The sequence below is a fragment of the Mucilaginibacter aurantiaciroseus genome (assembly GCF_024055595.1).
Classification (GTDB): domain Bacteria; phylum Bacteroidota; class Bacteroidia; order Sphingobacteriales; family Sphingobacteriaceae; genus Mucilaginibacter; species Mucilaginibacter aurantiaciroseus.
In genome coordinates, this window is sequence record NZ_JAMXOF010000001.1 from 1,157,662 (window position 1) to 1,183,313 (window position 25,652).

Annotated in this window: 31 protein-coding genes; 20 read left to right on the forward strand and 11 right to left on the reverse strand. The window is 43.5% G+C overall.

Features of this window, described 5'->3' with window-relative positions:
• Positions 1-69: 69 nt before the first annotated feature.
• Positions 70-1,038 (reverse strand): helix-turn-helix transcriptional regulator, encoded by a 969-nt coding sequence (locus NAF17_RS05315; protein ID WP_252756938.1) that lies wholly within the window; start codon positions 1,036-1,038, stop codon positions 70-72.
• 96 nt (positions 1,039-1,134) lie between these two features.
• Here NAF17_RS05315 and NAF17_RS05320 point away from each other — a divergent pair, with 96 nt between their 5' ends.
• From NAF17_RS05320 to NAF17_RS05340, 5 genes are all read left to right on the forward strand, one after another.
• Positions 1,135-3,225 carry a TonB-dependent receptor plug domain-containing protein gene (locus tag NAF17_RS05320; protein ID WP_252756939.1) on the forward strand — a complete coding sequence of 697 codons (2,091 nt, stop codon included), beginning with the start codon at positions 1,135-1,137 and terminating at the stop codon, positions 3,223-3,225.
• A 28-nt stretch (positions 3,226-3,253) separates the two neighbouring features.
• Positions 3,254-3,874 (forward strand): HmuY family protein, encoded by a 621-nt coding sequence (locus NAF17_RS05325; RefSeq protein WP_252756940.1) that lies wholly within the window; start codon positions 3,254-3,256, stop codon positions 3,872-3,874.
• Positions 3,875-3,973: 99 nt separating this feature from the next.
• Positions 3,974-4,288, forward strand: coding sequence for a DUF6686 family protein (locus tag NAF17_RS05330; RefSeq protein WP_252756941.1), 315 nt, complete (start codon positions 3,974-3,976; stop codon positions 4,286-4,288).
• Positions 4,289-4,365: 77 nt separating this feature from the next.
• Positions 4,366-4,542, forward strand: a complete 177-nt coding sequence (locus tag NAF17_RS05335) for a hypothetical protein (RefSeq protein WP_252756942.1) — start codon at positions 4,366-4,368, stop codon at positions 4,540-4,542.
• A 178-nt stretch (positions 4,543-4,720) separates the two neighbouring features.
• Positions 4,721-5,425 carry a DUF92 domain-containing protein gene (locus NAF17_RS05340; protein ID WP_252756943.1) on the forward strand — a complete coding sequence of 235 codons (705 nt, stop codon included), beginning with the start codon at positions 4,721-4,723 and terminating at the stop codon, positions 5,423-5,425.
• 1 nt (position 5,426) lies between these two features.
• Here the strand turns inward: NAF17_RS05340 and NAF17_RS05345 are convergent, their stop codons facing one another.
• The 4 genes from NAF17_RS05345 to NAF17_RS05360 are packed head-to-tail and all read right to left on the reverse strand — an operon-like array spanning position 5,427 to position 8,723.
• Positions 5,427-6,683 carry an aspartate kinase gene (locus tag NAF17_RS05345; RefSeq protein WP_252756944.1) on the reverse strand — a complete coding sequence of 419 codons (1,257 nt, stop codon included), beginning with the start codon at positions 6,681-6,683 and terminating at the stop codon, positions 5,427-5,429.
• Entirely contained in the window at positions 6,670-7,485 is an 816-nt protein-coding gene (locus tag NAF17_RS05350; RefSeq protein ID WP_252756945.1) for an RsiV family protein, read from the reverse strand. The genes NAF17_RS05345 and NAF17_RS05350 overlap by 14 nt, the downstream gene beginning before the upstream one ends.
• 4 nt (positions 7,486-7,489) lie before the next feature.
• Complete coding sequence (locus tag NAF17_RS05355) at positions 7,490-8,005, reverse strand: GNAT family N-acetyltransferase (RefSeq protein ID WP_252756946.1); 516 nt, start codon at positions 8,003-8,005, stop codon at positions 7,490-7,492.
• Positions 8,006-8,042: 37 nt separating this feature from the next.
• Positions 8,043-8,723, reverse strand: coding sequence for a YggS family pyridoxal phosphate-dependent enzyme (locus NAF17_RS05360; protein WP_252756947.1), 681 nt, complete (start codon positions 8,721-8,723; stop codon positions 8,043-8,045).
• 43 nt (positions 8,724-8,766) lie between these two features.
• Here NAF17_RS05360 and NAF17_RS05365 point away from each other — a divergent pair, with 43 nt between their 5' ends.
• The 8 genes from NAF17_RS05365 (at position 8,767) to NAF17_RS05395 (ending at position 13,551) form a co-directional block, all read left to right on the forward strand.
• Positions 8,767-9,138, forward strand: coding sequence for a DUF4296 domain-containing protein (locus NAF17_RS05365; protein WP_252756948.1), 372 nt, complete (start codon positions 8,767-8,769; stop codon positions 9,136-9,138).
• On the forward strand, positions 9,138-11,501 hold the full coding sequence (locus NAF17_RS05370) for an endonuclease MutS2 (RefSeq protein WP_252756949.1): 2,364 nt from the start codon (positions 9,138-9,140) through the stop codon (positions 11,499-11,501). The genes NAF17_RS05365 and NAF17_RS05370 overlap by 1 nt, the downstream gene beginning before the upstream one ends.
• 9 nt (positions 11,502-11,510) lie before the next feature.
• Positions 11,511-11,948, forward strand: coding sequence for a hypothetical protein (locus NAF17_RS05375; protein ID WP_252756950.1), 438 nt, complete (start codon positions 11,511-11,513; stop codon positions 11,946-11,948).
• Between the two features lie 24 nt (positions 11,949-11,972).
• Positions 11,973-12,323 (forward strand): hypothetical protein, encoded by a 351-nt coding sequence (locus NAF17_RS05380; RefSeq protein ID WP_252756951.1) that lies wholly within the window; start codon positions 11,973-11,975, stop codon positions 12,321-12,323.
• Positions 12,324-12,360: 37 nt separating this feature from the next.
• Positions 12,361-12,564, forward strand: a complete 204-nt coding sequence (locus NAF17_RS05385) for a hypothetical protein (protein ID WP_252756952.1) — start codon at positions 12,361-12,363, stop codon at positions 12,562-12,564.
• Positions 12,565-12,890: 326 nt separating this feature from the next.
• Positions 12,891-13,049, forward strand: coding sequence for a hypothetical protein (locus NAF17_RS05390; protein WP_252756953.1), 159 nt, complete (start codon positions 12,891-12,893; stop codon positions 13,047-13,049).
• A gap of 205 nt (positions 13,050-13,254) precedes the next feature.
• Positions 13,255-13,380, forward strand: coding sequence for a hypothetical protein (locus NAF17_RS18060; protein WP_256474425.1), 126 nt, complete (start codon positions 13,255-13,257; stop codon positions 13,378-13,380).
• Between the two features lie 33 nt (positions 13,381-13,413).
• On the forward strand, positions 13,414-13,551 hold the full coding sequence (locus tag NAF17_RS05395) for a hypothetical protein (protein ID WP_252756954.1): 138 nt from the start codon (positions 13,414-13,416) through the stop codon (positions 13,549-13,551).
• Here NAF17_RS05395 and NAF17_RS18065 read toward each other — a convergent pair.
• Complete coding sequence (locus tag NAF17_RS18065) at positions 13,548-13,679, reverse strand: hypothetical protein (RefSeq protein ID WP_256474426.1); 132 nt, start codon at positions 13,677-13,679, stop codon at positions 13,548-13,550. The two genes, NAF17_RS05395 and NAF17_RS18065, sit on opposite strands and share 4 nt — an antisense overlap.
• Before the next feature lie 295 nt (positions 13,680-13,974).
• Here NAF17_RS18065 and NAF17_RS05400 point away from each other — a divergent pair, with 295 nt between their 5' ends.
• Positions 13,975-14,256 (forward strand): helix-turn-helix domain-containing protein, encoded by a 282-nt coding sequence (locus NAF17_RS05400; RefSeq protein WP_252756955.1) that lies wholly within the window; start codon positions 13,975-13,977, stop codon positions 14,254-14,256.
• Here the strand turns inward: NAF17_RS05400 and corA are convergent.
• Positions 14,253-15,377 carry a magnesium/cobalt transporter CorA gene (gene corA / locus NAF17_RS05405; RefSeq protein WP_252756956.1) on the reverse strand — a complete coding sequence of 375 codons (1,125 nt, stop codon included), beginning with the start codon at positions 15,375-15,377 and terminating at the stop codon, positions 14,253-14,255. The two genes, NAF17_RS05400 and corA, sit on opposite strands and share 4 nt — an antisense overlap.
• Positions 15,377-15,988, reverse strand: a complete 612-nt coding sequence (locus NAF17_RS05410) for a WbqC family protein (protein ID WP_252756957.1) — start codon at positions 15,986-15,988, stop codon at positions 15,377-15,379. Before NAF17_RS05410 ends, corA begins: the two co-directional genes overlap by 1 nt.
• Positions 15,989-16,047: 59 nt before the next feature.
• On the opposite strand from NAF17_RS05410, the gene NAF17_RS05415 reads away from it, so the two are divergent.
• On the forward strand, positions 16,048-16,908 hold the full coding sequence (locus NAF17_RS05415; protein ID WP_252756958.1) for a lysophospholipid acyltransferase family protein: 861 nt from the start codon (positions 16,048-16,050) through the stop codon (positions 16,906-16,908).
• Positions 16,905-17,963 carry a glycosyltransferase family 2 protein gene (locus NAF17_RS05420; protein ID WP_252756959.1) on the forward strand — a complete coding sequence of 353 codons (1,059 nt, stop codon included), beginning with the start codon at positions 16,905-16,907 and terminating at the stop codon, positions 17,961-17,963. The genes NAF17_RS05415 and NAF17_RS05420 overlap by 4 nt, the downstream gene beginning before the upstream one ends.
• 19 nt (positions 17,964-17,982) lie before the next feature.
• Here the strand turns inward: NAF17_RS05420 and NAF17_RS05425 are convergent, their stop codons facing one another.
• Complete coding sequence (locus NAF17_RS05425) at positions 17,983-20,547, reverse strand: mechanosensitive ion channel family protein (RefSeq protein ID WP_252756960.1); 2,565 nt, start codon at positions 20,545-20,547, stop codon at positions 17,983-17,985.
• Between the two features lie 101 nt (positions 20,548-20,648).
• Positions 20,649-21,071, reverse strand: a complete 423-nt coding sequence (gene aroQ / locus NAF17_RS05430; protein WP_252756961.1) for a type II 3-dehydroquinate dehydratase — start codon at positions 21,069-21,071, stop codon at positions 20,649-20,651.
• Positions 21,072-21,111: 40 nt separating this feature from the next.
• On the opposite strand from aroQ, the gene NAF17_RS05435 reads away from it, so the two are divergent.
• Positions 21,112-22,017 (forward strand): site-specific tyrosine recombinase, encoded by a 906-nt coding sequence (locus tag NAF17_RS05435; protein ID WP_252756962.1) that lies wholly within the window; start codon positions 21,112-21,114, stop codon positions 22,015-22,017.
• Positions 22,018-22,147: 130 nt separating this feature from the next.
• On the opposite strand, the gene prmC is transcribed toward NAF17_RS05435, so the two are convergent.
• Positions 22,148-23,017 (reverse strand): peptide chain release factor N(5)-glutamine methyltransferase, encoded by an 870-nt coding sequence (gene prmC, locus NAF17_RS05440; RefSeq protein WP_252756963.1) that lies wholly within the window; start codon positions 23,015-23,017, stop codon positions 22,148-22,150.
• A gap of 33 nt (positions 23,018-23,050) precedes the next feature.
• Between prmC and ribD the strand changes: the two genes are divergently transcribed.
• The 3 genes from ribD to NAF17_RS05455 are packed head-to-tail and all read left to right on the forward strand — an operon-like array spanning position 23,051 to position 25,597.
• A complete protein-coding gene (ribD, locus tag NAF17_RS05445; RefSeq protein WP_252756964.1) occupies positions 23,051-24,103 on the forward strand; it encodes a bifunctional diaminohydroxyphosphoribosylaminopyrimidine deaminase/5-amino-6-(5-phosphoribosylamino)uracil reductase RibD in 1,053 nt (350 codons plus the stop codon).
• Between the two features lie 12 nt (positions 24,104-24,115).
• Entirely contained in the window at positions 24,116-24,979 is an 864-nt protein-coding gene (locus tag NAF17_RS05450) for an EamA family transporter (protein ID WP_252756965.1), read from the forward strand.
• Between the two features lie 3 nt (positions 24,980-24,982).
• Positions 24,983-25,597 carry an IMPACT family protein gene (locus tag NAF17_RS05455; RefSeq protein ID WP_252756966.1) on the forward strand — a complete coding sequence of 205 codons (615 nt, stop codon included), beginning with the start codon at positions 24,983-24,985 and terminating at the stop codon, positions 25,595-25,597.
• The last annotated feature ends 55 nt before the right edge of the window (positions 25,598-25,652 follow it).

Below are 25,652 nucleotides of genomic sequence, written 5' to 3' on the forward strand. Positions count from 1 at the left end.
TAGCCGCTTAACACAATCTGTTTTGACTTTTCCATGCTCATAAATGAATAAACAAACGCCATTTTTGTTTTAAACCTGCATCTTATTTACCTGGCTGGGCAAAAAGCCAAACTTCCTTTTAAAGGCGGCTGTAAAATGGTGGGGGTTTTTGTAGCCTATCAGTTCTGCCACTTCGCTAACGCTTTTATCATCCTGTAAAAGGGTGTGAGCGCTATCCATACGTACATTATACAGGTAGCCAAAAACCGTATTACCAAACAGGGCTTTAAAGCCTTTTTTAAGCTTAAAATCATTTAACCCTGTTTTGCGGGCAAGCTCTATAAGCGAGCAGGGCGTTTGCATGTTTTGATTGATGTAGGCCTTTGCTTCCTGTAGACGGGCAATATCTTCGCGGTTAAAGCCTTTGGTTGGTGCTTTGTCGCTATCGGCCTGTTGTAATTGCAGGGAGAGTAGTTCCAGGATCTTCGACTCTAAAAAGATCCGGCGGATATAGCCTGTTTGTTCGGCCTCAATAATTTCTTTAATAATTGCATGCGGCCTGGTATGTCTGTAATTGCCATTGGTAACCAGGGTAAAAGTTTTCCCTGCGTTGGTATCTGGCTTGTCTTTTAAAAGTTCCTTCCCAATAAGCTTACTTATGAATTTACGGGTAAGGCAAATGGTAAAAATGTTAGCATGTTGCTCAAATACCAGGTCGGTGTTTAAAGATCGGGTAAAAAAGGTATGGTGACTGCCATCTTTTAAACTCAGTTGTTTAACCCCGTCAAAACGCGCGTTCAACTCTCCCTTAAGTACAAAATTCATTATCCAGCAAAAGCTATCGCACTGCAAATTTACGGCGCATGGCTGTTTGGGCTTGATGGCGGTATGGCAAATGCAAACACCCTCAAACCATAGATCGCTAATGTTGAATTTACCCCAGTTTTCTGATAAAGCGGTATTCCTTTCCTCATAACAGCCGATGCCTGCAAAATTGGCAGGGTAGGCCAGTCTTATTGTTTTTGCTTTGGATGCCTGTGAAGTAAAGGTGAGGTTCATAAAATCCGTTTGGCGTTGTTTTCAATCCGTTTGGCGTTAACCAAACTGCTAATCTTACCGCAAATTTGCATCATTATTTTTAATTAGTCTAAATAAATGAAATATATTTTCGTCTGCCTGCTCGCTAACATCAACTTAAGTGCTCAAGCTCAGCAGGTAGATACATTATCTGCCGATACTACAAAAGCCAAAAAGTTAAAAGAAGTTGTTGTAACTGCTACCCGTACCGCACGTAACCTAATGCAATTGCCTTTACCGGTAACCACCATCAGCAATAAAGAAATTAAGAACCGCGGCATGGTGCGCCTTAACGAGATACTGAACGAACAAACAGGTTTAAGCGTTTTACCTGATGCCCACGGGCAGGGCATCCAGATTCAAGGGTTTAGTCCGGATTATACCATGATCATGCTGGATGGGATGCCGCTGATAGGCCGTTCCACGGGCATCCTCGACCTGAGCCGAATCACCACAAACAACATTGATAAAATAGAAATAGTAAAAGGCCCGGTATCCTCGCTTTACGGGAGCGAGGCTATGGCGGGTGTTATCAATATCATATTGGCCACGCCACAATTGGGTGGTTCGGGGAGTATTGCCGCGCGATATGGCACTAACAAGAACGCGGATATCTCCTTAAATGGCGGTTATGCTACCGACAAGTTATCCTTATACGGCTTTGTGAACCGATACAGCAGCGGCGGGTATTCGCTTGTGCCGCAATCCGGCAGCGCTACGGTATCGCCATTTGTAGGCTATACTTTAAATGGTAGGGTGGGTTATAAATTTAGCGATGCCACAAACTTTAAGGTACAGGTACGTAATTACACCAATACCGCCGATAATAACTTTTTGGTAGATAACGACCGTATAACGGGCGATGGTACCGAAAAAGACCTGAACATGTCTGCCGGGTTAACACATAAATTTTCGGATAAGTTTACGGGTGATGCAAGGCTTTACCACGCGGGTTACAGCACCAAATCGTTGCTGATAAATAACACCGATGGCTCTGTTTACGACCAGACCTTCTTCGACCAAAACTTTAACCGAGCCGAGTTGCAGGGCGATTATAAGATCATCAACAGCCTACGCTTTACCGGCGGCGTTGGCGGCCAAACCGAGAGTGTTGTAGCCACGAGGTATAACGATAAAAAAAACTTTCAATCCGGTTACGCTTACGGGCAAGCCGACTGGACGCCGTTTAAAAGGTTAAACATTATTACCGGTGGCCGTTTTGATACGCACAGTGTTTACCGCTCGCAATTTAGCCCTAAGCTGGCAGCAAGCTACCAATTGAGCGAAAAGTTTGTGATACTGGCTTCAACCGGTAAAGGCTACAAAGCGCCCGATTTTAGGCAGCTGTACTTAAACTTTACCAATGCGGTGGTTGGCTATAGTGTGTTTGGTACCGAGGAAGCCGTTTTTGAGTTGAAAAAGTTGCAAGATGCGGGACAAATACAAAGCATATTAATAGACCCGGCAACCCTGCGCACCCTAAATGCAGAAAGTTCTACCGCTTACAATTTTGGTTACCGTTATCGCCCCATAAATGGCTTGATGTGGACGGTTAACATGTTCCGCAATAACATTCGCTATCTGATAGACTCTGAACCTATCGCCATCAAAACCAACGGTCAATCGGTATTTTCTTACCTAAACCTTCAGAATGTATATACGCAAGGTGCCGAGACGGATGTTACCTACAACTTTTCAAAGCACTGGACAGTAGCCGGCGGCATGCAATTCCTGCAAGCTTATGACCAAAGCGTATTAGACAAAATTAAAGAAGGGCAGGTGTTTGGTAACCATCAGGCTTCCCGCGAAACAGTAAAGGTTACCAAGAGCCAGTATGGCGGGCTACTAAACCGGTCTAAATACATGGGTAACGCACGTATTGCTTATCAGGATGATAAAACGGGCATAATTACATCTTTACGTGCTATTTACCGCGGCCGCTATGGTTTCTCTGACGTAGATGGAAACGGAATCGTAAACCGCGACGATGAGTATGTGAAAGGCTACGTGCTGTTTAATGCATCGGTATCAAAAATGTTCCTGAAAAACCAGTTGCGCCTGCAGGTAACGGGAGAAAACCTGGGCAATTATAAAAACCATGGTGCTATAAGCAACCTACCGGGCACATTGGTTTACGCAGGCATCACCTATAATTTTAACAAACCATAAAAATCAAATACACACTTAAACAAACAGCATGAATAAATTTAAAACCCTTGCATTAGTATTATTTAACAGCGCCGCTTTATTGGCAACATCTTGTACAAAAGAAAACGACGCTACATCAGAACCGGTGAAAGCTACAACCCTGAGCGTTAACACTGTTATCGATTTAGACGGCAGTAAAGGTGCCGTTTATTATAGCCTTAGCACCAACAAACAAGTTTTAGGTGATGACATCACGGCGGGAAAATGGGATATCCAATTTTCTGACAGAAACATATTTGTTAACGGAGGCACTTCGGGCATCGGTGCAACGCAAGCACAAATTGTGAACAGTATTTTTAATGATGTAAATACGGCGCCAACCACTGGTTATAAGACTGATGCGATAGGTGTAAATGCAATACTTAGTAATGATTGGTCTATTTATACTAACACCAATAGTGTACCAAATCACGCGGTGCTTATGGTTCCGGGTAAGATTATCGTTGTCAAAACAAGTTATGGTAAATATGCCAAGCTTGAAATGAAAAGCTATTACAAAGGCAACCCGGACATTACCACGCCTGCCTTTGCCGATCTGACTACCAGGCCTGCATCATCATACTTCACCTTTAGGTTTGCTTACCAGGCTGATGGAAGCACAACTTTATAATAGCTAAATAAGTAATTAAAAATAATAAGTCCTGTTTTTGCCCGTGGTTTTATAGAGCGTTTGCCACGGGCATGCAGGGACCAATTAAATATCACCATTATGTGCGAAACCAGGATTCTAACCCAAAATGGTAACACATTGATAAGCCACTGTGCCGAATGCGGAATGTTAAATATATGGCACCAAAATTTGATGCTGTGTTTTACCCCAGATCAGTTTATGTCGTTCCACCGCTTTACGCAGGACATGGACTTTGAGGACAGGAGTTTCCCATTCCCGGATGGGAGTGAGCGATTGGTTCTTTGCACGCCAAACCGTGATATTAACCTTGTGTTTACCGATACCGAATGGGAGGACTTTAACGCAGGCATGCTGGAGGCATTATACATGATGGAAGTGTATAATACAATTTAATAAAGCAGATAGGCACAGTTGTTGCAAGGTTTATAATAAAGCTTTAAAGCTTATTTATAAACTTAAATACATCTGTTATGAAAACCCAGGAAACAAAGAACAACGTAACCGGACAAGGATCATCAACCGCCGACCGCGCGTACGTAGATGCTAAGGAAACACAAAAACAAAAGGGTATAAGCAATGGCGGTGGGCAGCGCTCCGATCAAACATCAAACAGGGACAACACCCGCAAACACGAGAATAAAAACTAATACATTTAATACCCCTAACGCCCAAGGTGAAAACCAAGGGCGTTTTTTTATGCTATTAATCTCAAGTAATCCCGAATTTATTTCGGAATCCCACAGGACCGGTTAGCGAATATCATGAGAGATGCCGAAATAAATTCGGCATGACGGTTTGGAGTTGAAAATTTATATGTTTGATACAATGCAATTAGCACACATCATATTCGCCATTATAGTACTCGCTGCCAGTTACGCCAGTAACAAAACAGGCAAGCTTACAGTTGCCGGTGCCATAACTGGTGGGGCGGTGGCTCTGCTTATTTACCTGGGTACGGGCTATATTGGCATTGCCATGCTGGCGATGTTTTTCCTGCTGTCAACGTTGGCAACATCGCATAAAAAAAACGAGAAACGCAAGCTTACGGGAGAGCATGCTGAAAAGCGCGATGCCCGGCAAGTACTGGCAAACTGTGGTTTACCTGCAATATTGGGTTTAATGGCTTTAATCTTGCCGGGAAACGTTGTATTAGCAACTATACTGATGGCTGCCGCGTTCGCATCGGCAACAGCGGATACGCTGTCATCTGAACTGGGGACGGTTTACGGTAAACGGTTTTATAATATCATTAATTTCCATCCCGATGAAAAAGGCAGAGACGGGGTGATCAGCATAGAGGGCACTCTCATCGGCCTTGCAGGCTCTGTAATCATCGCCGTGATATTTGCCCTAAATTTTGGGTTGAACAGCGTGTTTTTAAGCATTATCTTAGCCGGTACCATCGGTAATCTTATCGATTCTGTTTTAGGCGCTACGCTGGAGCGGAGGGGCTATATGGGAAACAACGAGATCAACTTTCTGAACACATTATTCGCGGTCATAGCCTGCGGCTTAATAATATTTCTGTAATCTACTTCAGCACTACCTGTGCGGTATTCCTGTTGGTTTGTTTCATTAAAACGGTTTTGCCCTCAGTAATCTCATCAACAGCGGCATTGGTGTAATGCCTAAGGGTGATCAGCGTAAGCTCGTTATTGTATTTTACTTTAAATGATTCCTTTAAAGTTTGTAAAAGCTTTTCAAATTTATCGGCAGCGTAATCTATGCACGCAGTAAAGCTTAGTGCAGACGTTTGCATCATATTAACCTTTACATGGTGTTTGGCAAAAAACCCGAAGATCTCGCTCAAATGGCGTTCAGATATAAAGGAATAATCATTAGCAGAAATAGATAATAACACCTGGTTTTGCTTTACAATAATGACCGGTTTTTCAAACTTGTTTACCGCGCCTTCTTTTATAACTGTGCCGGGGTCGTTAGGATTGTTAAAAGGTTTTACCAATAGCGGGATCCTGGCGTTTTGTAAAGGTTTTATTGTTTTTGGGTGGATAACACTTGCGCCGTAGTACGTCATTTCTATGGCCTCTTGATAGCTTAGTTCGTCAAACTTTATGGTATCGGCAAAATGCTTTGGGTCGGCGTTTAAAATTCCGGGGACATCTTTCCACGTAGTAACAGATTCAGCACCAAGGCAGGCCGCAATGATAGATGCCGTATAATCAGACCCTTCGCGGCCAAGCGTTGTGGTAAAGTTCTCTGATGTGCCACCTAAAAAGCCTTGTGTTACCACAACGCCTTTGTTGAGCATAGCCGGGATGTCTTTCTGGATAGCAGCGCGGGTTTTATCCCAATCAACCACACCTTCGCGGTAAGTATTATCGGTATGGATATAACCGCGCACGTCAAGCCATTTGCTTGTGATGCCAGTATGGTTAAACCAGGCGTTTACAATACGGGTAGATACCAGTTCGCCGATTGATACGATCTGGTCATAAATAAAGTCGTAATCATCGTGCGGGTCGTCTTCAATGGCCCAGTCGATCTCCACAAAGGTATTGGCGATATCATTAAATACCGGGTGATTCTCGCCAAACAGTTCATGAGCGATGTGGTAATGATATTCTTTAATTTCCTCGAAAATCTCGTGCATATCATCCGTGCCATTAAAATAGGCGTTGGTCAATCGCTCCAGCGCGTTGGTGGTTTTACCCATGGCCGATACCACAACCAAAATTTGGTTACCCGCGTAACTGCCGACAACGTTTCCTAAATTAATAACACCCTGCGCATCTTTAACTGATGCACCGCCGAACTTAAATACCAGCATTTTTATGTAAATATTGTGAAGCGACAGATTGAGGCCGCATAAGTTTAAAAATTTCTGAAAAGGGGATCAGCAACTCGGTTTGACCGCCCGCGTATGGTTTTATCTCGTACTGGTTATACATAAACCTTAGCCCTAAAGGTGTTATTGAGTAATTCTCATTCAGCTTAAAAATATTCTTGTCGAAAAAGTAATCATCCAATGGTGCTGTTGTTGTTAGTTTTTCATCTTTCCGGAAAATGCGTTCAGCAATTTTGTTCAGCTCGGGTTTGTAGCCGGCTATTAAAATATCATCAAGGGTAACGTTTTTGTTAGTTTTTCCATCCCAGTTTATAAAACCGGTAAAGCTACTGCCATGCGCACCACCATGGAACGCGTAACCGCCATATTCCAAAGCGATCAATGCCGAATCCTGGCCAATAACCTTGGCGTAACTCTTTAGCGTGTAATACATTTCAGTCCGTGGGTTGTCCTTTTTAGAATCGGTGTACGATTTTAAGAAAGCCGCGGTCATCATGTTTAAGCTAGTATCCTGTTTTTCGCCCAGCATAAACATAATAAGCAGTTTATGTTTAACGGTGTCGTTTAAAACAGGCTTGCCCTTAAAAACGGGATATTTTATATTTACCACGGTGCAGGTGCTATCGGGTTTGTTGCCGCAATCTGCAGCGCGTTCGTGGATGGCCTGGTAAGTGTAGGCAACTGTGTCCCTGAATATGCCGTCGGTTTCTTTCTTTTTATCGTCGCCCCATTTGCATGAACTAAGGCCTAAAACAGCCAAAAGCAGGATTGATGTAATTTTCATAAGCTTATAAGTTTGCTATCTGTTCTTTAGATAACGATGCGTTTAACCAACCTGCTTCAATGTTCGAGCCATATTTTTCGTAAAATTTAATAGCAGGTTCGTTCCAGTCCAATACCTGCCAAACCATGCCGCTAAAGCCCAGTTCGCGCACTTCCTGAAATAGCCTGTCGAACAGTAATTTACCAATGCCCTTACCGCGGTATTCCTCGGTTACGATCAGATCTTCGAGGTATAAACGGTTGCCTTTCCACGTAGAGTAGCGAATATAATATACCGCAAACCCAACGATCATATTGTCGGTTTCCACTACAAAAGCCTTCCAAACAGGTTTTGGGCCAAAGCCGGCATCTTCAAATTCTTCGAGCGATACGGTAACTTCCTCGGGCGCACGTTCAAACAGCGCCAGTTCGTTCACCAGCTTCATCAGGCGCGGGCAATCTGCTTTTACCGCAACGCGGATATTTAGTCCCCCAACCCCCTGAGGGGGGAGATTTTGATCAGTTGAGTTTAATTCACTCATTATATTCTGTTAATTATAAAATTTTGTAAATTTTGATTCAGACAGTTTTTTTAACCCTGCCGCCAAAAATGGTGCTGCCCAGGCGTACAAGGTTGCTGCCTTGCTCAATGGCTACTTTATAATCCGACGACATGCCCATCGATAGGGTATCAAACGATTCCTCCTTGCGGAAAAAACTAACTTTCATACCATCAAAAAAGGTCTTCAACTCGTAGTACTCGTCTTTTATCTGCTTTTCGCTGTCGGTATTGGTGGCAATGCCCATCATTCCGCGGATGCGGATGTTCTTTAAATCCGCAAACTCTTCACTGCGTAAAAGTTCAATCACCTCATCAAACCCTAAACCAAATTTGCTTTCCTCATCGGCAATATAGATCTGCAGCAGGCAGTCGATCACGCGTTTGTTCTTCTCCGCATGCTTGTTTATTTTTTTAAGCAGTTTAATACTATCTACAGACTGTATCATGCTCACAAAAGGGGCAATGTACTTTACCTTATTACTTTGCAGGTGGCCAATCAGGTGCCATTCAATATCTTTGGGTAGCTGCTCCTGTTTTTCAACCATTTCCTGCACGGTGTTTTCGCCAAACAGGCGCTGGCCTGCATCGTAGGCTTGCTGGAGGTCTTCTGCCGGTTTCGTTTTAGAAACGGCCAGTAGCTTTACCTTTATTTCGTCGGTTTCTTTTTTTAAGCTTTTGATATTATCTGCAATGCTCATTTATACGTAATTTTGTTTTTTATAAACGCCGCTAAATTACAGAATGCAAAAATATATAAGCTTATTTTTTTTGGGATTGATTTGTTTGACTGCTTGCAAGCGTAACAGTGTACCTAACGACATCATACAGGAGCAGCAAATGATTAGTCTGCTTACCGATATTCATCTAACCGATGGTGCCATTTACAGCGCCCCGCAAGTGCCGGATAGTTTGTACAAATATGGCCGTGCTAAATACGATGCCGTATTTAAAAAGCATCACACAACCGACGCCGAATTTAAAAAGAGCCTTAAATATTATTCGGTACACCCCGAGCAGGTGCAGGACATGTACAACAAGATAGATGCTGTTATCAAGGCCAAAATAGATTCTATCAACAAGGCATCTAAAAAACCTTTAAAACCCGCTAAATAATGCTATATCCACAAAATAGCGCTGATAAACTTGGCTTTACCGAGGTTAAACAATTGATAAAGGCTCACTGCCTGAGTGTTATGGGCCAGGAGATGGTTGAAAAGATACAGGTGATGAGCAATTACGACCTTATAACCAAATTCCTGAACCAGGCCAACGAGTTTAAGAACATCCTGCAAAATGATGCAGCGTTGCCCATCAATAATTTTTACGATATTAAATCGCTGGCTAACAAAGCCCGGATAGAAGGTGCTTTTTTGTCTGAAGAGGAGTTCTTCCAGGTGCAGGCATCGCTTACCACGGTTTTCGCGGTGATCGCCTACTTTAATGAACGCACAGGCGTTTACCCAAACCTCGAAGCCTTGTTTGAGCACCTGCAGACAGAAAAGGTCATCCTGAAAAAGATAGATGCCATTATCGACCCGAAAGGAAAGATCCGCCATAATGCATCGCGCGAGCTGATGGAAATAACGTCTGGCATTGCCAAAGCCGAGCAGGAGGCACGCAAAAAAATAGACCAGATCTTTAAAACAGCAACAGGCAACGGGTGGACGGCCGACGGTTCGTTAACCGTGCGCGATGGCAGGATCTGTATCCCATTACTTGCCGAAAATAAGCGCAAACTGAAAGGTTTCATCCACGATGAATCTGCATCAGGCCAAACGGTTTACATGGAGCCCGAGGAAGTTTTCTCGCTCAATAACCGCATCCGTGATCTGGAATTTGACCGCCGCCGCGAGATTTTCAAGATATTAACCGTTTTAACCGACGAATTAAGGCCATATGTGCCGCTTCTGCTCTCCTATCATGGTTTGCTTACCAAACTGGATTTTGTGCGTGCCAAGGCTTTATTCGCCATTGATATCGAGGCTGAAATGCCAAAGGTGGTTAACGAGGCAAAGCTGAGGTTGCTAAATGCCCGCCACCCTTTATTATACCTTAGTTTTAAAAAAGAGCGTAAAACCGTTGTGCCGTTAAATGTGGGCATTGATGAAGGTACGCGCGTGATCGTAGTATCAGGCCCTAACGCGGGTGGTAAATCTGTTTGTATGAAAACCGTTGGCTTGCTGCAAATGATGGTACAGGCCGGTTTATTAATACCTGCCAGTGCAGATAGCGTAGTAGGTGTGTTTAAGCAAATCTTTGTTGATATTGGTGATGACCAGTCGATAGAAAGCGACCTGAGTACTTACAGCGCTCACCTGTCCAAAATGAAAAAGTTTGTGGAAGATGCCAACGGCAAAACCATGATATTGATAGATGAGTTTGGTACCGGTACCGACCCGCAGTTTGGCGGCCCCATTGCCGAAGCGGTGCTGGAAGCGCTAAACCATAAAAAGGTGAGGGGTATGGTTACTACCCACTACTCCAATTTAAAGATCTTCGCCAGCCATACCGAAGGTATCGAGAACGCTTCGATGCTATTTAACAATACCGAAATGCTGCCCATGTATATGCTGGAGGTTGGTAAACCCGGCAGCTCGTACGCTTTTGAGATAGCACAAAAGATAGGACTGCCGCAAAACGTGCTCAATTTAGCCAAAAATAAAATTAGCAGCGGACAGAAAAAGGTGGATAGTTTACTTGTAGACCTCGAACGCGAGAAGAAAGAGATCTTCGATACCAAACTAAAACTGGACAGGCAACAGCGCCGGGTAGATACCCTGCTTGCAGAGAACGAAGAGCTGAAAAGCTTTTTGGACGAGAATCGCAAAACCTTGTTGAAAGAGGCCAAGCAGGAAGCAAAAGACATTATCCTGAACGCCAATAAGCTGGTAGAAAATACCATTGCCGAAATAAAAAGCAGCAATGCCGATAAAGAGATTACCCGCAACCTGCGCGAAAACCTTAATAACGAGGTTAAGAAGAATACCGTTAAGCAGGATGTAGTGAAACCCAAAGTTGCCACGGATGAAGACTTTAAAGTTGGCGATTGGGTAAAACTGATTGATGGTGATACCACAGGACAAATTCTTGAACTGATAAAAGACAACGTGGTAATTGCTATGGGCGAATTGCGTACGGTGGTTAAAAGAAAGCGACTTGAAAAAGTAGCCAGATCTACCATCCCGAAAGAGGCAAGACGAAACACCGTTAGCCAAACTGGTGATATAGCAAGCTTTAGCCCGGAGATTGACGTACGCGGCCAACGTACCGAAGATGCGCTTTTTGCAATTGAAAAACTGTTTGACCGTGCATTAATGATGGGTTTTGGTACCTTGAAGATTTTGCATGGCAAAGGCGATGGCATCCTGCGGAAAATGATCCGCCAGTACCTGAAGAAATACGACCAGGTTGACCGTATGGAAGATGAACACCCCGACAGGGGCGGTGACGGGATTACTTATGTTTATTTTAAATAGTTAGGCTTAATGAAACGGTTTAAGATAGTTTTAATCGCGCTTTTACTATCAGTTACTGTTGGTACAAACGCTCAAACCATTATTAATTCTAATAACGTCAAGATCCGTTACATGGGGCGCACGCCTATGACAGACAGCACTGCCGAACTATCGTGGACTGCCGCATCTGTCATCATTAATTTTAATGGTACAGCTGTAAAAGCAATCATGAACGATGAGAACCGCATGAATTATTATAATGTAGTAGTTGATGGCAACGTAGCCAAGGTGCTGAAGTTAAATAAAGGCAAAAAGGAGTATGAGCTGATATCCGACTTAGCAAAAGGACCGCATAAATTGCAACTATTTAAACGCACCGAGTATGATTGGGGTCGCACCTGGTTTTATGGCTTAAGCATTAACGGCAAGCTGCTTGTTCCGCCAACCTTCAAGCATAAAATAGAATAATACGGGGATTCTATAACCTGCGGCATGGCCGATGAAGATACCACTGGCAAGGATAGGGACGAGAACGGTTATGCAAGCTACGCGAATGTGGATGCAAGGCATTTTGATGCGGAATTCAGTTCGATCTCCAAAAGCGGGATAGGCGTATTTATATGCTGGTTCAACTACGTAATGCCCGATATTTACGACCGTGCCTGCGCGTACGATAAAGCCAAATGGGATTTTAACAAGTTTACACCCGAGTTAGTTGTTGTAAACCTGTTCCAGAACTACTCATGGTTAAGTAAGGCAAAAGTCACGAACAATTTAAAAAGCTTTTTGGCAATAACCCGCCAACGCCCAAATTTGTCATTAGCCATTACCAGACATTCATAAAAAGCATCCGTGCCAAATACCCCAAAGCTAAAATTGTATGCGCCTAGGCTCTATGGATGCTACGCAACTGGGATCGGCATGGCCGGGTTATATAAAAAAAGCCGTTACCGGCTTAAATGACAAGGGTGTTTATACCCATTTCTTTGCTCATAAGAATACGCCCGGCCACCCAAGTGTTAAAGAGCAGCAAGCTATGGGGGATGATATGATAGCGTATATCGGTAAGACGTTTAACTGGTAGTGGTTAGTGAGTGATGATTAGTTTGCATTCAGATTAAAACCACTCACCGAAATGATATTGTGGATAGGAATAGAGCGGACACACGCGGTACGCGTGTCGCCAGCACTTGTTTCATCTACACATCTACCCCCAATCCATTATCTTTAAAGGCTTTATAATTTAAACCTGATAAGCCTTTTTGTGACCAAACCGCATTACCCCATCCTGGATGAGTTGCGTGGAAACGCCGCACTGTAAGTTGTGATATACCATTTGTTTGAAGCTTATTTCCCCGAATTACATAAGCACCCGATGCACCACGGCTTTCTGGCGGTCGTTTTTTTTATATGCTCTCGGGCTTTGTAGTAGGTTACGCCTATGACGACCGCTGGGCACAGGGTATGACGATAAAGCAATTCTTAAAAATTCGCCTGGTGCGCCTGCACCCATTAATGATACTGGGTACGGTAATAGGCGTCATCGCCTTCTGGTTCGACCCTTATTAAACCAACATGAACTTTGACGTTTGGAAACTGGTTGCAGCCATGCTTATCGGCTTTACCATGCTGCTAACACCTATAGACGTACGCGGCTTGACCGAAACGTAACCGCTGGACGGCCCCTGTTGGAGTTTGCTGCTGGGAATACATCGCCAATATTATTTACGCCGTATTTGGCCCTAAAATTAGCAAGACCGCACTTTGGTTTATAGTGATCATCAGCGGCATCATCTTCGTCGTCTTAGCGGTAGACCATGGCGATTTGGGTACGGGCTGGGGCTTCGCCAAAATAAAATCCGAATTTATTGCGGGTTGGTTTTATGGGCCGGGGGTATAGGGTTACCCTAACGTTTGGGTTGCTCCGGTGCGCATGATGTTCCGGTTCTTTGCAGGTTTGCTGCTGTTTCGCGCAGGTAAGCTGATCAGTGTGCCAGTGGCTTATGCGTTTTGTTCGCTGGCATTGGCAGGGCTGTTCATTTTCCCGTGGTACAGCGAGAATGGTTACTAGGAAGCGGCTGTCATCATCATCGCTTTCCCGCTCATCATAGCGGCAGAGTCAGGCGGGCAGGTAAGCAGGCGCTGGGCTAAGTTGTATAAATTCTCTGGCTGGATCTCGTACCCGATCTCATCACACACTATCCGTTCATCTATATGTATACGTTTTAGATCGCCACAAAAAAACCGACGACAGAGCAGGTGATCCCTGTCGCGGTCGGGTTATTCTTCTTCATTATCGTAATAGCTTATGCCGCGTTAAGGCTTTATGACGAGCCGGTACGTGCATGTTTAAAGCAACTGTTTTTAAGTTTTAGATATATTTTATGATTTTTAAGAAAATATAGTGTCTTAAGGTTTAATTATAAAGATAATTTAAAATCCAAATATCCAACATTCTCGTATGTAGCAGTATAACCAAAATAGCTAAATTTTAATGAAAAACGAGTTTCAAAGAAAAGTTGAAGATATTATAAATAACATCAGGGTGATAAGGGAGCGTAAAAACTACAGTCAGGATTACATCGCCATGAAAATGAATTCCTCGCAAAACGCCTATTCAAAACTGGAGCTGGGTTACTCTAAATTAACACTCGCTAAGTTATTGCAGATCTGCAATATTTTGGAGGTGAACTTGGTGGATGTATTGCATCCGCGCAAGCCAAAAGCGCCTTACAAACTGGTTCAAAATCCCGTATTATCACATTTGCAGACTTAAAGCTTGTTAAACCATCCCTTGCGCCAAAATACAAACACCTGAAAGGCGCCAATCAAAAACATTCCTATTAACGCATATACATACCCGTGCTGCACATACAGTTCGGGCATGTTATCGTGTATTACATGCCCGTGGGCGTCCTCGCGGCTAAAGTTCATGCCGTAGATCCCGGCTATAAAAGTTAACGGGATAAATATTACGGAGATGATGGTTAATACCTTCATGATCTCGTTCATGCGGTTGCTTACCATGCTCAGGTAAAGGTCTATGATGCTGCTGGTTACCTCTTTGTAGCTTTCCACCATGTCCATCGCCTGGATGCAATGGTCGTATGCGTCTCTAAGAAATAGCTTGGTGTCCTTGGTAATTTCAGGGCTTTCGCTACGGATCATGTCGTTGATCTTATCTCGCTCCGGCCAGCACGAGCGGCGGATGATGATGAGCGTCCGTTTCAGTTGCTGCGCGTCAAACATGATGCTTTTATCGGGGCTTCGGTAAAGCTTATCCTCGGTGGCGTCTATCATGTCGCCAATTTTAGAGAGCAGCACAAAGTAATTATCCAAGATGGTATCGGTAAGGGCGTAAAATATATAGCCCGGCCCCGCGGTGCGGATAACGCCTTTACCAGCCTTTAAACGGGTTGTAACCACTTCAAAGTAATCCAGGTGGCTTTCCTCAAAGCTAATGATGATGTTATCTTTTACGATACCACTAAACTGGCAGTTCACCAGTTCATCTTCCTTATTAAAATATATAATGCGGCTTGTACCGAATACATAATCCTCATATTCGTCAAATTTTGGGCGCTGATGGGTGTTTACCACATCTTCTAACACCAATTGGTTGATGCCCAGGAACGTGCCGATATCTTCTATCAGTTTGGCATCGCCAATGCCGTTAATTTTTATCCAGTGAGTATGGTCTTTACACTTGGCAATTTGTTTGGTAATGGTTTCCATATCCTTGCCCTTGCTGGTCTGCAGGTCGTCCTGCGTAAAGGAGTATATGGTGATCTTTGGTGGGAGGGCATCATCGGGGATGATGATACTACCGGGGCGCGCACCCACATTAATATGTCGTTTCTTACTTTTAAAGTGTACACGTTTGGTAAAAGTTCCCATTACAAATAGTTTAAGGCTTGTGGCCCCTGGTTAAACAACAGGTCTACAATGCTTAAATTTTGCAAAAAGCCCCGTCGTTCTTCAAAAACCTGAAAGTACGGCTTTTGTTGTGTATGGTCTGCATTTTTACCGTTTAGTATGTTACGCAGGTCGGTAAGGTTGGGGTAGGTGGCCTCGTAGGTATCAGTAACCTGTATATCCATCTTTATTTTAAGCAGACGCAGCAATAAGGCCATCAGTTCGGTGTTATAATCTAATAAAAAGGTAGTTTGCTTTTCGTAGAACGGCGCAAAATCGTCCTCGTAATATTCAAAGTAAGCCGAGTTGCGGTAACAGGTTTGCAAACCCATCCAGTGCGCGCGCTGCCACCTAAAATCGTAGCTTATTTTAACGTCTTTAGTTACTGTATGATTTTTGGAGCCTTTTATTACAGGCACGGTAAGCACTTGGCGGCCATCGGGCGAGTAGATGTTTGCCCGGTTACGGTAGGTTTGTTTTGGGAAATGTTCTTCGCGCTCAAACACCACATCCGGCGTAAATGCAACAAGATTTGTAAAATAATCTACCGGGGGCAGGTAAAACATCGGTAAAACAGCACCGTTCTCAATCATATATATTTTTTATGTTTGTGGCAAAATTGGTAAAAATGTTAAGAAAAGCGGCTTTAAATATGGGTATATTTTTTTTGTACCTGGTATCGTTGCTGCCTTTTTGGTTTTTATATGGCGTAGCCGATGTTATCTTCCTCGTTTTATACTACGTTATACGTTACCGACGCGATGTGGTGAAGATTAATCTTGCCAACTCCTTCCCCGAACGCAGCGAGGCCGAGCGCCACAAAATTGAACGCCGATACTACTGCTACATGGCCGATCTGATGGTGGAAACCATTAAGATGATAAGCGTAAGCGAGAGATCGCTCCGCAAACGGATGAAGCCCACCAATCCTGAACTTGTTCCGCATTACTTTAGCCAGGGCCGAAGCATTATTGCCGCAGCCGGGCATTACTGCAACTGGGAAATGGCTGCGCTGGCTTTTGGGTTACTGACTGAAGAAAAACGCATCATCGTTTACAAGCCACTTTCTAACGAAGTTTTTAACGGGTTATTTAACCGGGTAAGGGCGCGCTTTGGTGCCATACTGGTTGCTATGAAACAAACCCTGCGCACCATGATCGCCTTTAAAAACGACCTGACGTTTAGCGTACTTGTAAGCGACCAAACCCCCGTTAAGCACGAAATAAACTATTTTACCACCTTTTTAAACCAGCCAACCGCGGTTTTTTTGGGGATAGAAAAACTGGCGAAGCTGATTGATGCGGTAGTTATATTTTATCGCATAGACCGTATTAGTCGCGGTTATTATACTTACACGCTGGTGCCGCTGATAGAGCAGCCAAAAGAAACAACCGGTCACGAGATAACTGAGGCGCATGTGCAATACCTCGAAAAACTAATCCGGGAAACGCCCCAATATTGGCTTTGGAGCCACCGCAGGTGGAAATACAAGCCGGAGGATATGAATAAATGATAGATACACAAAAAGTTGCCGTAGTAATTCTGAACTGGAACGGTATTAAATACCTCCGCGATTTTTTGCCTTTTGTACTGGCCTCTACCTGGCCTAACCTGGATATTGTGGTGGGGGATAATGGGTCGACAGACGGTTCGCTGGAGTTTTTGCGCGCTAACTATCCATCTATACGTATCATCGAAAACAAAGAGAACTTTGGTTTTACCGGTGGTTATAACCGTGTATTAGCACAAGTTGAAGCTGATTATTATATCCTGCTAAATTCTGATGTTGAAGTACAGCCTGGCTGGATAGAGCCTGTCATAGCCTTAATGCAAACTGATGTACAAATCGCGGCAGCCGCACCCAAGATCATGTCATACGCGCAGAAGGGTCATTTTGAGCACGCAGGCGCTGCAGGAGGCTTTATTGATAAGTTTGGTTATCCTTTTTGCCGTGGGCGGATATTTTACGAGATAGAGCAGGATAAGGGCCAATACGACCAGGAGGACGAGATATTCTGGGCATCGGGCGCGGCCATGTTCATCAAAAAGAAAAACTGGGACGAAGCAGGTGGTTTCGACGAAAGTTTTTTTGCCCACATGGAAGAGATAGATCTTTGCTGGCGATTAAAAAATATGGGATACAAAGTGATGTATTGCCCGCAATCGGTGATATATCACGTAGGCGGCGGCACGCTTAATGCCGAAAACCCTTTTAAAACATACCTTAACTTCCGTAACAACCTGTTACTGCTGAAGAACAACCTACCATTCTGGCGTGCATTCTGGACTATCAGCCTTCGCTTTTGGATGGACCTGCTGGCACTTGTACGCTTCTTGATGGAGGGCAAACGCAAGGATGCCTGGGCAATAAGCCGCGCGCACCAAAACTTTGTGAGGCGCTTGTTTAATTCAAAAGTTAAGAGCGATATAATCAAGAAATACCACAAGCAGATCTCGAACGAGAAGTACCATCACATTACCGGCGTTTACTCGCGCAGTTTGGTGTGGGACTTTTTTGTGAATAAAAAAACCAAGTTTACCGATCTGGAGAAGAAGTATTTGGTTTAGGTTTATAAACCCGCTAACCCTACTGATCCGGCGCAATAAGTCCTGTGCCTGCATCCGGCAGATCGGTATCGGCAGTATCAGCAAGCGGTTCAGTTGGTTCTTCGATAACCGCTTTTTTCTTCTTCTTTTTAAAGAGTTCTTCCTGTCCGGTTGTCAATCTTAAATGAAGATCGCGTTGTGGGAATGGGATTTTGATGCCTTCTATGTCGAACGTGGCATAGATATCCGTTAACACCTGGCTTTTAAGCGATAACCAGGTATTGATATCAGCCGCCCAAAACAACAACCTGAAATCGACTGAATTTTCGGTCAGGTTATGTACAAATATCAACGGGGCAGGGTTGTCCATTATCTCTTCGCGGTTGCAAAGCAGGTCAGTTAAGATGCCTTTGACCCTTTCAATATCCGAACCATAGGACACACCAATAACCAGTTCGATACGGCGGTTATTATTACTCAGTGTCCAATTGATAACGTGGTGCGATATCAGGTCGCCGTTAGGAATAATAACTTCAGCGCCATCGCTGGTAGCTATTTTGCTGGAACGGATGCCAATCTCCATGATAGTACCACTACGGTTATCCACCTCAATAATATCTCCTATCTGGATAGGTTTCTCAAAGGCCAGTATCAAACCCGACACCAGGTTGTTTACAATGTTTTGCAAGCCAAAGCCGATACCAATACCAAAGGCACTGATGATGATGGTGATCTTATCCAACGGGAAGCCCGAAGCGGTTATCGCCAATAAAAAGCCTACGGAAAATACACCCAGCTTAATAAGCAGGGTAGATGTACGGTTCTTCTTTTTCAGCATATCCATATCATTGGCATGTTTACCTGCAACCTCGTACAGGTAGCTGATGATCCTTGCGGCTACGGACGATAACCATATCACTGCTATAAATATGATAATACTCTGAAAGGTAAAACTGGTATTGGTACCGCCAATGCTGCGGCTTTCCGTCAGGAATTTCCCCAACCAGTTAAACACCGCGTCTTCCACGCTCAGGTTCTGAAACAGCATGATCAGCCAAAGTACGCTAGCCAAAATGGTTAATATGCTTCTGAACTTATTCTGCAGCATCTTAAAATCAATGAACGAACTTAACCCGTTGCTGTTTTTATTGGCCTCTAATTGCAGGAAAAGGCTCTGCATAATTATCTGCACTAAGTAATACATCCCCAAAGCAAGCCAAAGGTTATAAATGCTGGTTACCCCAATAATTTTGGCTAAGGTAACCCGCCCAAACACATTAAACAGGAACGAGATAACCTGCAACCCAATAAATACTTTGACAATATTTTTAGTATGCGGCAAGAATTCCTCAGGGGCTTTGCTTGCTTTTTGTAAGAAGTAATAGTTAACTACCGCAGTGATAGCCGATAGTATCAGCACAATAACCCTATCGGTGTTTGATACTTCTACAAACAGGTTGCTAAAGCTGTAAACAATAACCAGGCAATACATGATGCGCAGGTATTTGAACAACTCTTGCGGGCAGGTTTTTTTAACAAGGTACAAAACAGCGCTTATCAGCACCACAAAAAACAATTCTAACACCACCACCGGCGGATGGTCATAAAAGTTAGGCACAATGGCGAAGGCAATTACAATTGCTGAAGCGATAGGGTATAAGGTTACATATTTTGCCTGGCTAAACACCCCCTGCGGAGTTTCTTTTATCTTTAAAACTTTGCGGCGGTTGTTGTAGATCCATACAAAAAACAATATCAGGATTAAAAAGCCACTTAAATGGATCAGCGGATCGCGGCCCAGGAAAAACGTTAGCAATTTGGTGTTCATGCTCACCGTTTTGGTAAGCGCTGTTTTAAAGGTGCTTTGGGTATTCCTGTCCAATTCCCAAATGCTGTTATTCTCGTCGCTTAGGGCCTGGATGCTAAACTCGCGGATCTTGATGTCTATCTGGTCTTTCAGATCAAGCAGGGAAATATACACCGACGAAATCCTATTTTGTAACAAGCCAACTTTAAGAAGTAGTTTTTTATTGGTAGTATCCAGATGTTTATGCTTGCTTTCTATCGCTATCTTCTGGATGAGAAAGCTGGTTAATAAACTACTATCGGCAGGTACAATTTTAAGGGTCGAATCCTTATCCATTGAGGCCAGTTCGTTTTGATTTTGTACTAGTTTGGTGTTGATATCGGCGAGTTTATCCTGCCACAAGTCCAGCTGGTCATCGCTGCGGGTTAGGATATCGCGAATAGCGTACAAATAGCGCAGGGTGCTGCTTTGATCATCGTCTATCAGGTTTTTAATGAGACCGATGCGTTTCTCGAAAGCGGGTAGCTTTTGGCTGACCTCGACCGTATCGATATTGCGCGACAGGCTGGTTTTTATAGAGTTAAAGGATGCGGTGTAATACTCTACCTTTTGTAGCAGGTTATTGATAGAGGTATCAGATTTTTTGAACGTCCGCATCATCGAATCGCGGCGCAGAATAGCCCTGCGGAGCGAATCGCGCACGGTTTGAGGCTTGCGGTGGCCTTGCGCCGATGCATTCGCCATGTACAAAGTAAACAGGAGTAGAAAAACGGAAATTATTTTGAATACTTTATTCATTTTGATTTCGGAATTTCGATTTCGGATTTTCTCCTTATCGATTTGACATTTTAACCTTTCATTTAGATAGGTTTTAGTATTTAGAATTTTGAGTAACAAGCTTAGTATTTCAGCAGCAAACTCTCAATAGCCAACCTGTATGAATGCATGCCAAACCCAGCAATAACACCTTTGCAGCTTGCGGCCAGCATAGAGTGGTGCCTAAACTCTTCACGCTTATATACGTTAGAAATGTGCACTTCGATTGTTGGCGATCTTATGGCCGCAATAGCATCGGCAATGGCAACAGACGTATGAGTGTAGGCGCCCGCGTTAAGCACGATTCCATCGCATGTAAAGCCAACTTCGTGCAGTTTATTTATAATTTCGCCCTCAACATTACTTTGGTAATAATTAATGGTGATGTTTGTAAAATGTTTTTGCAATTCGGCCAGGTAGCTTTCAAAATCGCTGCTGCCGTATATGGATTTTTCGCGTACGCCAAGCAGGTTTAAATTTGGTCCGTTTATAATTTGTATATTCATTTGTTCAAACTTAGGTATAAAACATTAAAATTAAAATCAATTGGACTGGCCACGGGTAATAAAAGGTTTTAAAACTTATCTGAAACTGGAACGCTCGCTTGCGGCCAACTCCATTGAGGCCTATACCCGCGACCTAGAGAAGCTATACCAGTACGCCGATAGCCTACCTGCGAAGCCATCGCCCATCAAATTCACCCTTACCGATCTTCGTAATTTCATCAATTGGGTAAACGGGTTAGGGGTGATTCCGTCTACGCAATCGCGCATCCTCTCTGGCATTAAAGCCTTTTATAAGTATCTGTTGATGGACGATCTTATAGCCAGTGATCCATCGGAGTTATTAGAAACCCCTAAGATAACCCGTAAACTGCCCGATACGCTCAGCATCCATGAGATCAACAAAATGATAGCTGCTATTGACCTTTCCAAACCCGAAGGCGGCCGTAATAAAGCCATACTAGAGGTTTTATACGGCTGTGGCCTACGCGTATCTGAGTTGACAGAGCTACGCCTCTCCAACCTGTACCTCGACCCCGACGTAGAATTTATAAGAGTGACCGGTAAGGGCAGTAAGGAACGATTAGTGCCTATAGGTGGCGAAGCCATAAAAGCGCTGAATATATGGATCGGGCAGATTCGTGTGCATACGCCCATCCAAAAAGGAGAGGAGGACCTCGTATTTTTAAACCGCCGCGGTAAAAGGCTTAGCCGAGTTTATGTTTTTTTGCTGATAAAACAACTGGCGGAGTTGACGGGCATCAAAAAAAGCATTAGTCCGCATACCTTTCGCCATTCATTTGCCACGCATTTAGTTGAAGGCGGGGCCGATTTGCGTGCCGTGCAGGAAATGCTTGGACACGAGAGTATCACTACCACGGAGATTTATACTCACCTGGACAGGGAATATTTAAAGAGTACAATCATTGAATTTCATCCAAGGAATTAACAATCCAATCTACTCCACGCTTCATTGCGAGTAGCGTAGCGACAAAGCAATCTCTTTAAGCCACTCCATGCGAGTTGTATAATTGTCCTAAAGAGATTGCTTCGCAATCGCAATGCAGCGGGTAGTAGATTTAGCTTTTTTCAGCTTTTACCATCCTATCCCTGCCACTCATGTCTTTACGTAACTCAATGTTAATGAATTTTTTACGAGATAGTAACTCAATAATTTTTTTACTGAAATTTTCATTTATCTCAAAGAAAAGTTGGCCGCCATCCGACAGCCCTCTAATCGCGAAATCAGTTATAGCTTTGTAGAATATCAGTGGGTCATGCTCAGGTACAAACAACGCCTTGTGAGGTTCAAAGCCGGTTACGTTTTGGTGCATTTGAAGTTTATCTTCCAGCGTAACGTATGGGGGGTTAGAGATAATAATATCGAATATCGAATTTTTAATTTCGAATTTTGTATGGAGAATATCATCATGAACAAAATCCACCTCAACTTCATTGATCACTGCATTTTGCTTAGCCGTATGCAAAGCATCAACAGAAATATCTAAAGCAGTCACCAACGCGCCGGGTAGGTTCTTTGCAATACTGATGGCAATACAACCACTGCCCGTACCAATATCTAATATCGAAACCGACTTTTGACTTTTAACTTTTAACTTTTGACTTTCAAGAACCCATTCCACCAACTCCTCTGTCTCCGGCCTTGGTATTAGCGTAGCAGGGGTCACTAAAAAGTTCAGTCCGTAAAATTCCGTACTTCCTAAAATATACTGTACCGGTTTACTGGTTTTAAGCTCATCAAGAATGCTTTGGATCTTTTCAGCAGCTTCACTGGGAATATTATCCTCCGGGAATGCCTTTATTTTTGCGCGGGACATACCGGTAATTTCTTCCATTACTAATAATGCAACCGACTGTATTTCACGGTCATCATAAACCTGATTTAAAACCTGCTGAAAGGAAAGAAATACATCCTTAATAGTTTTCATGCAACAAAGTAACATAAAACCTACTTTTGCACAATGGCATTACATGATATTTATATGCAGCGCTGCCTTGAACTGGCCGCTTTGGGCTCAGGCTCGGTTAGTCCGAACCCTATGGTTGGCGCTGTAATAGTATGCGATGGCAAAATAATAGGCGAGGGCTACCACCAAAAATATGGCGAAGCCCATGCCGAGGTAAATGCCGTTAAAATGTTGACAGACAAGTATAGTAACCATGCTGATCTGTTGCAGCAAAGCACCATTTATGTTTCTTTAGAGCCTTGCGCGCACTATGGCAAAACACCGCCCTGTGCCGATCTTATCATTAAACACCGCATCCCCAATGTAGTAGTTGGCTGCCGCGACCCATTTGCAAAGGTAGATGGAAAAGGTATCGAAAAGTTGCAGGCGGCAGGTGTATCCGTTATAGTTGGTGTTTTAGAAAAAGAATGCCAATGGCTAAACCGCCGCTTTTTTACCAAGGTACAAAAGCAAAGGCCTTACATTATCCTGAAGTGGGCGCAAACAGTTGATGGCTTTTTTGCCACCACAGATGGTAGCCAGCACTGGATAACCGGCCTCGAAAGCCGCAAACTAGTTCACCAATGGCGCGTCGAAGAGGATGCCATACTTGTTGGTAAGAACACAGTACTGGCGGATAACCCGCAACTTAATGTTCGCTACGCGGAAGGCAAGTCGCCTAAACGTTTGGTGATAGACCGCAGGTTAGAGTTAAGTAATACGTTGAACGTATTTGACAAATCGGTTGAAACATTAATATTTAACGAGGTGAAGTTTGATAAAGACGGAAAAAATAAATACATCGCTCTGGAAGACTTTGACCGTTATGTGCCGCAGTATATTTTGTTCCAATTATACCTACAGGATATCCAATCGGTGATAATTGAGGGTGGCGCGCATACATTAAACTCGTTTATTGATGCGGGTTTATGGGACGAAGCACGTATTTTTACAGGCGCATCTGTATTACAAACCGGCATTAAAGCACCTATGGTTACCGGCATTAAAATTTCCGAACAAACTATCGGTGCCGATAACTTACAGATCATTACAAATACACCTACCTAATTTATAAAAAAAATGTTATACGTTTTTTTAAGTATTTGCTGCAGCGTAATTGTTTCCGTTATGCTGAAACTGGCTAAACGCTACCAGATAGACGTTTTCCAAGCCATTACGTGGAACTATAGCATGGCCATATTGCTAACCTGGTTCTTTTTTAAACCCACCGTACCCAGTCTGCAAAATGCACCAATAAGTATTTATTTGGCTGTGGGGTTTTTGTTGCCGATAATTTTTATGGTGATGGCAGTATCGGTAAGGGTTGCGGGTATTGTACGTACGGATGTTGCGCAACGGTTGTCGCTGTTTATCCCGTTGCTGGCTTCATTCCTGCTGTTTGGCGATAAGCTGAATACGTTGAAAGTTATGGGGTTAATTATTGGTTTCATAGCCATATTATGTTCTATACCATGGCAAAAGAAAACAGCCAACCGCAAGGTGGTTTCTAACGCGTGGATGTATCTGCTTATCGTATTCTTCGGCATAGGCATTATTGATATCCTGTTTAAACAGGTGGCCGCTTTTACAGCCGTGCCTTATACCAGTTCGCTTTTTGTGATCTATATTTTGTCGTTTGTGATAGCGCTTATTATCCTTGGTATCAGGATATTTATTAAACAAACCAAATTTTCCTGGCCGCACATTGGTTTTGGATGGTTGCTGGGTGTGGCAAACTTTGGTAATATTTTATTTTACTTAAAAGCGCACAAGGAATTATCCGGCACACCCTCAACCGTATTTTCGGCCATGAATATTGGTGTTATAGCATTAGGTACCCTTGTAGGTCTGGTTGTATTTAACGAGCGCTTAAGCGTTCTTAATAAGATAGGCGTAGCCTTAGCCGTTGTAGCCATTGTTGTAATAACCCTTTCAAATAACTAACGCGTGCTGTTCGACGATACCTACAAAACCATTATCGCACCTACCGAAAATATCTTCCGTGATCGAGGGAGCAAGTTTCTGGCGTATGTTTACCCGGTTACCTCAGATAGTGATATCAAACCCATCATTGCCAAGCTAAAGGCGGAGCACCCAAAAGCAAACCACCATTGCTGGGCAATCAGGTTAGGGATCGACCGCTCTGTGTTCCGTGTTAACGATGATGGCGAACCATCTGGTACAGCAGGGAAGCCGATACTTAATATCCTATTATCGCGCAATATCACTAATGTGCTGGTGGTGGTTGTCCGCTATTTTGGTGGCACTTTATTGGGTGTACCCGGCCTCATCAATGCCTACAAAACCGCTACCGAAATGGTGCTGGATGTGGCTGAGATTATCGAAAAAACCGTTAACGACATTTACACCATTACCTTCGATTATGTGCAGATGAACGATGTAATGCGCATTATAAAAGATGAACAACTACAGGTCCTGGGGCAGGTATCTGAATTGAACTGCCGGATAAAATTATCTATCCGCAAAACCCAGGTTGAACAGATTATGGGCAAGCTGAATAAAGTAAGCGGGGTGAAGGCGGTTTATAATTATAGTGGATAAGCAAATCAAAATCCTTTTAATCGAAAATATCCTATAAATGCCGGTTCTCCTTCTC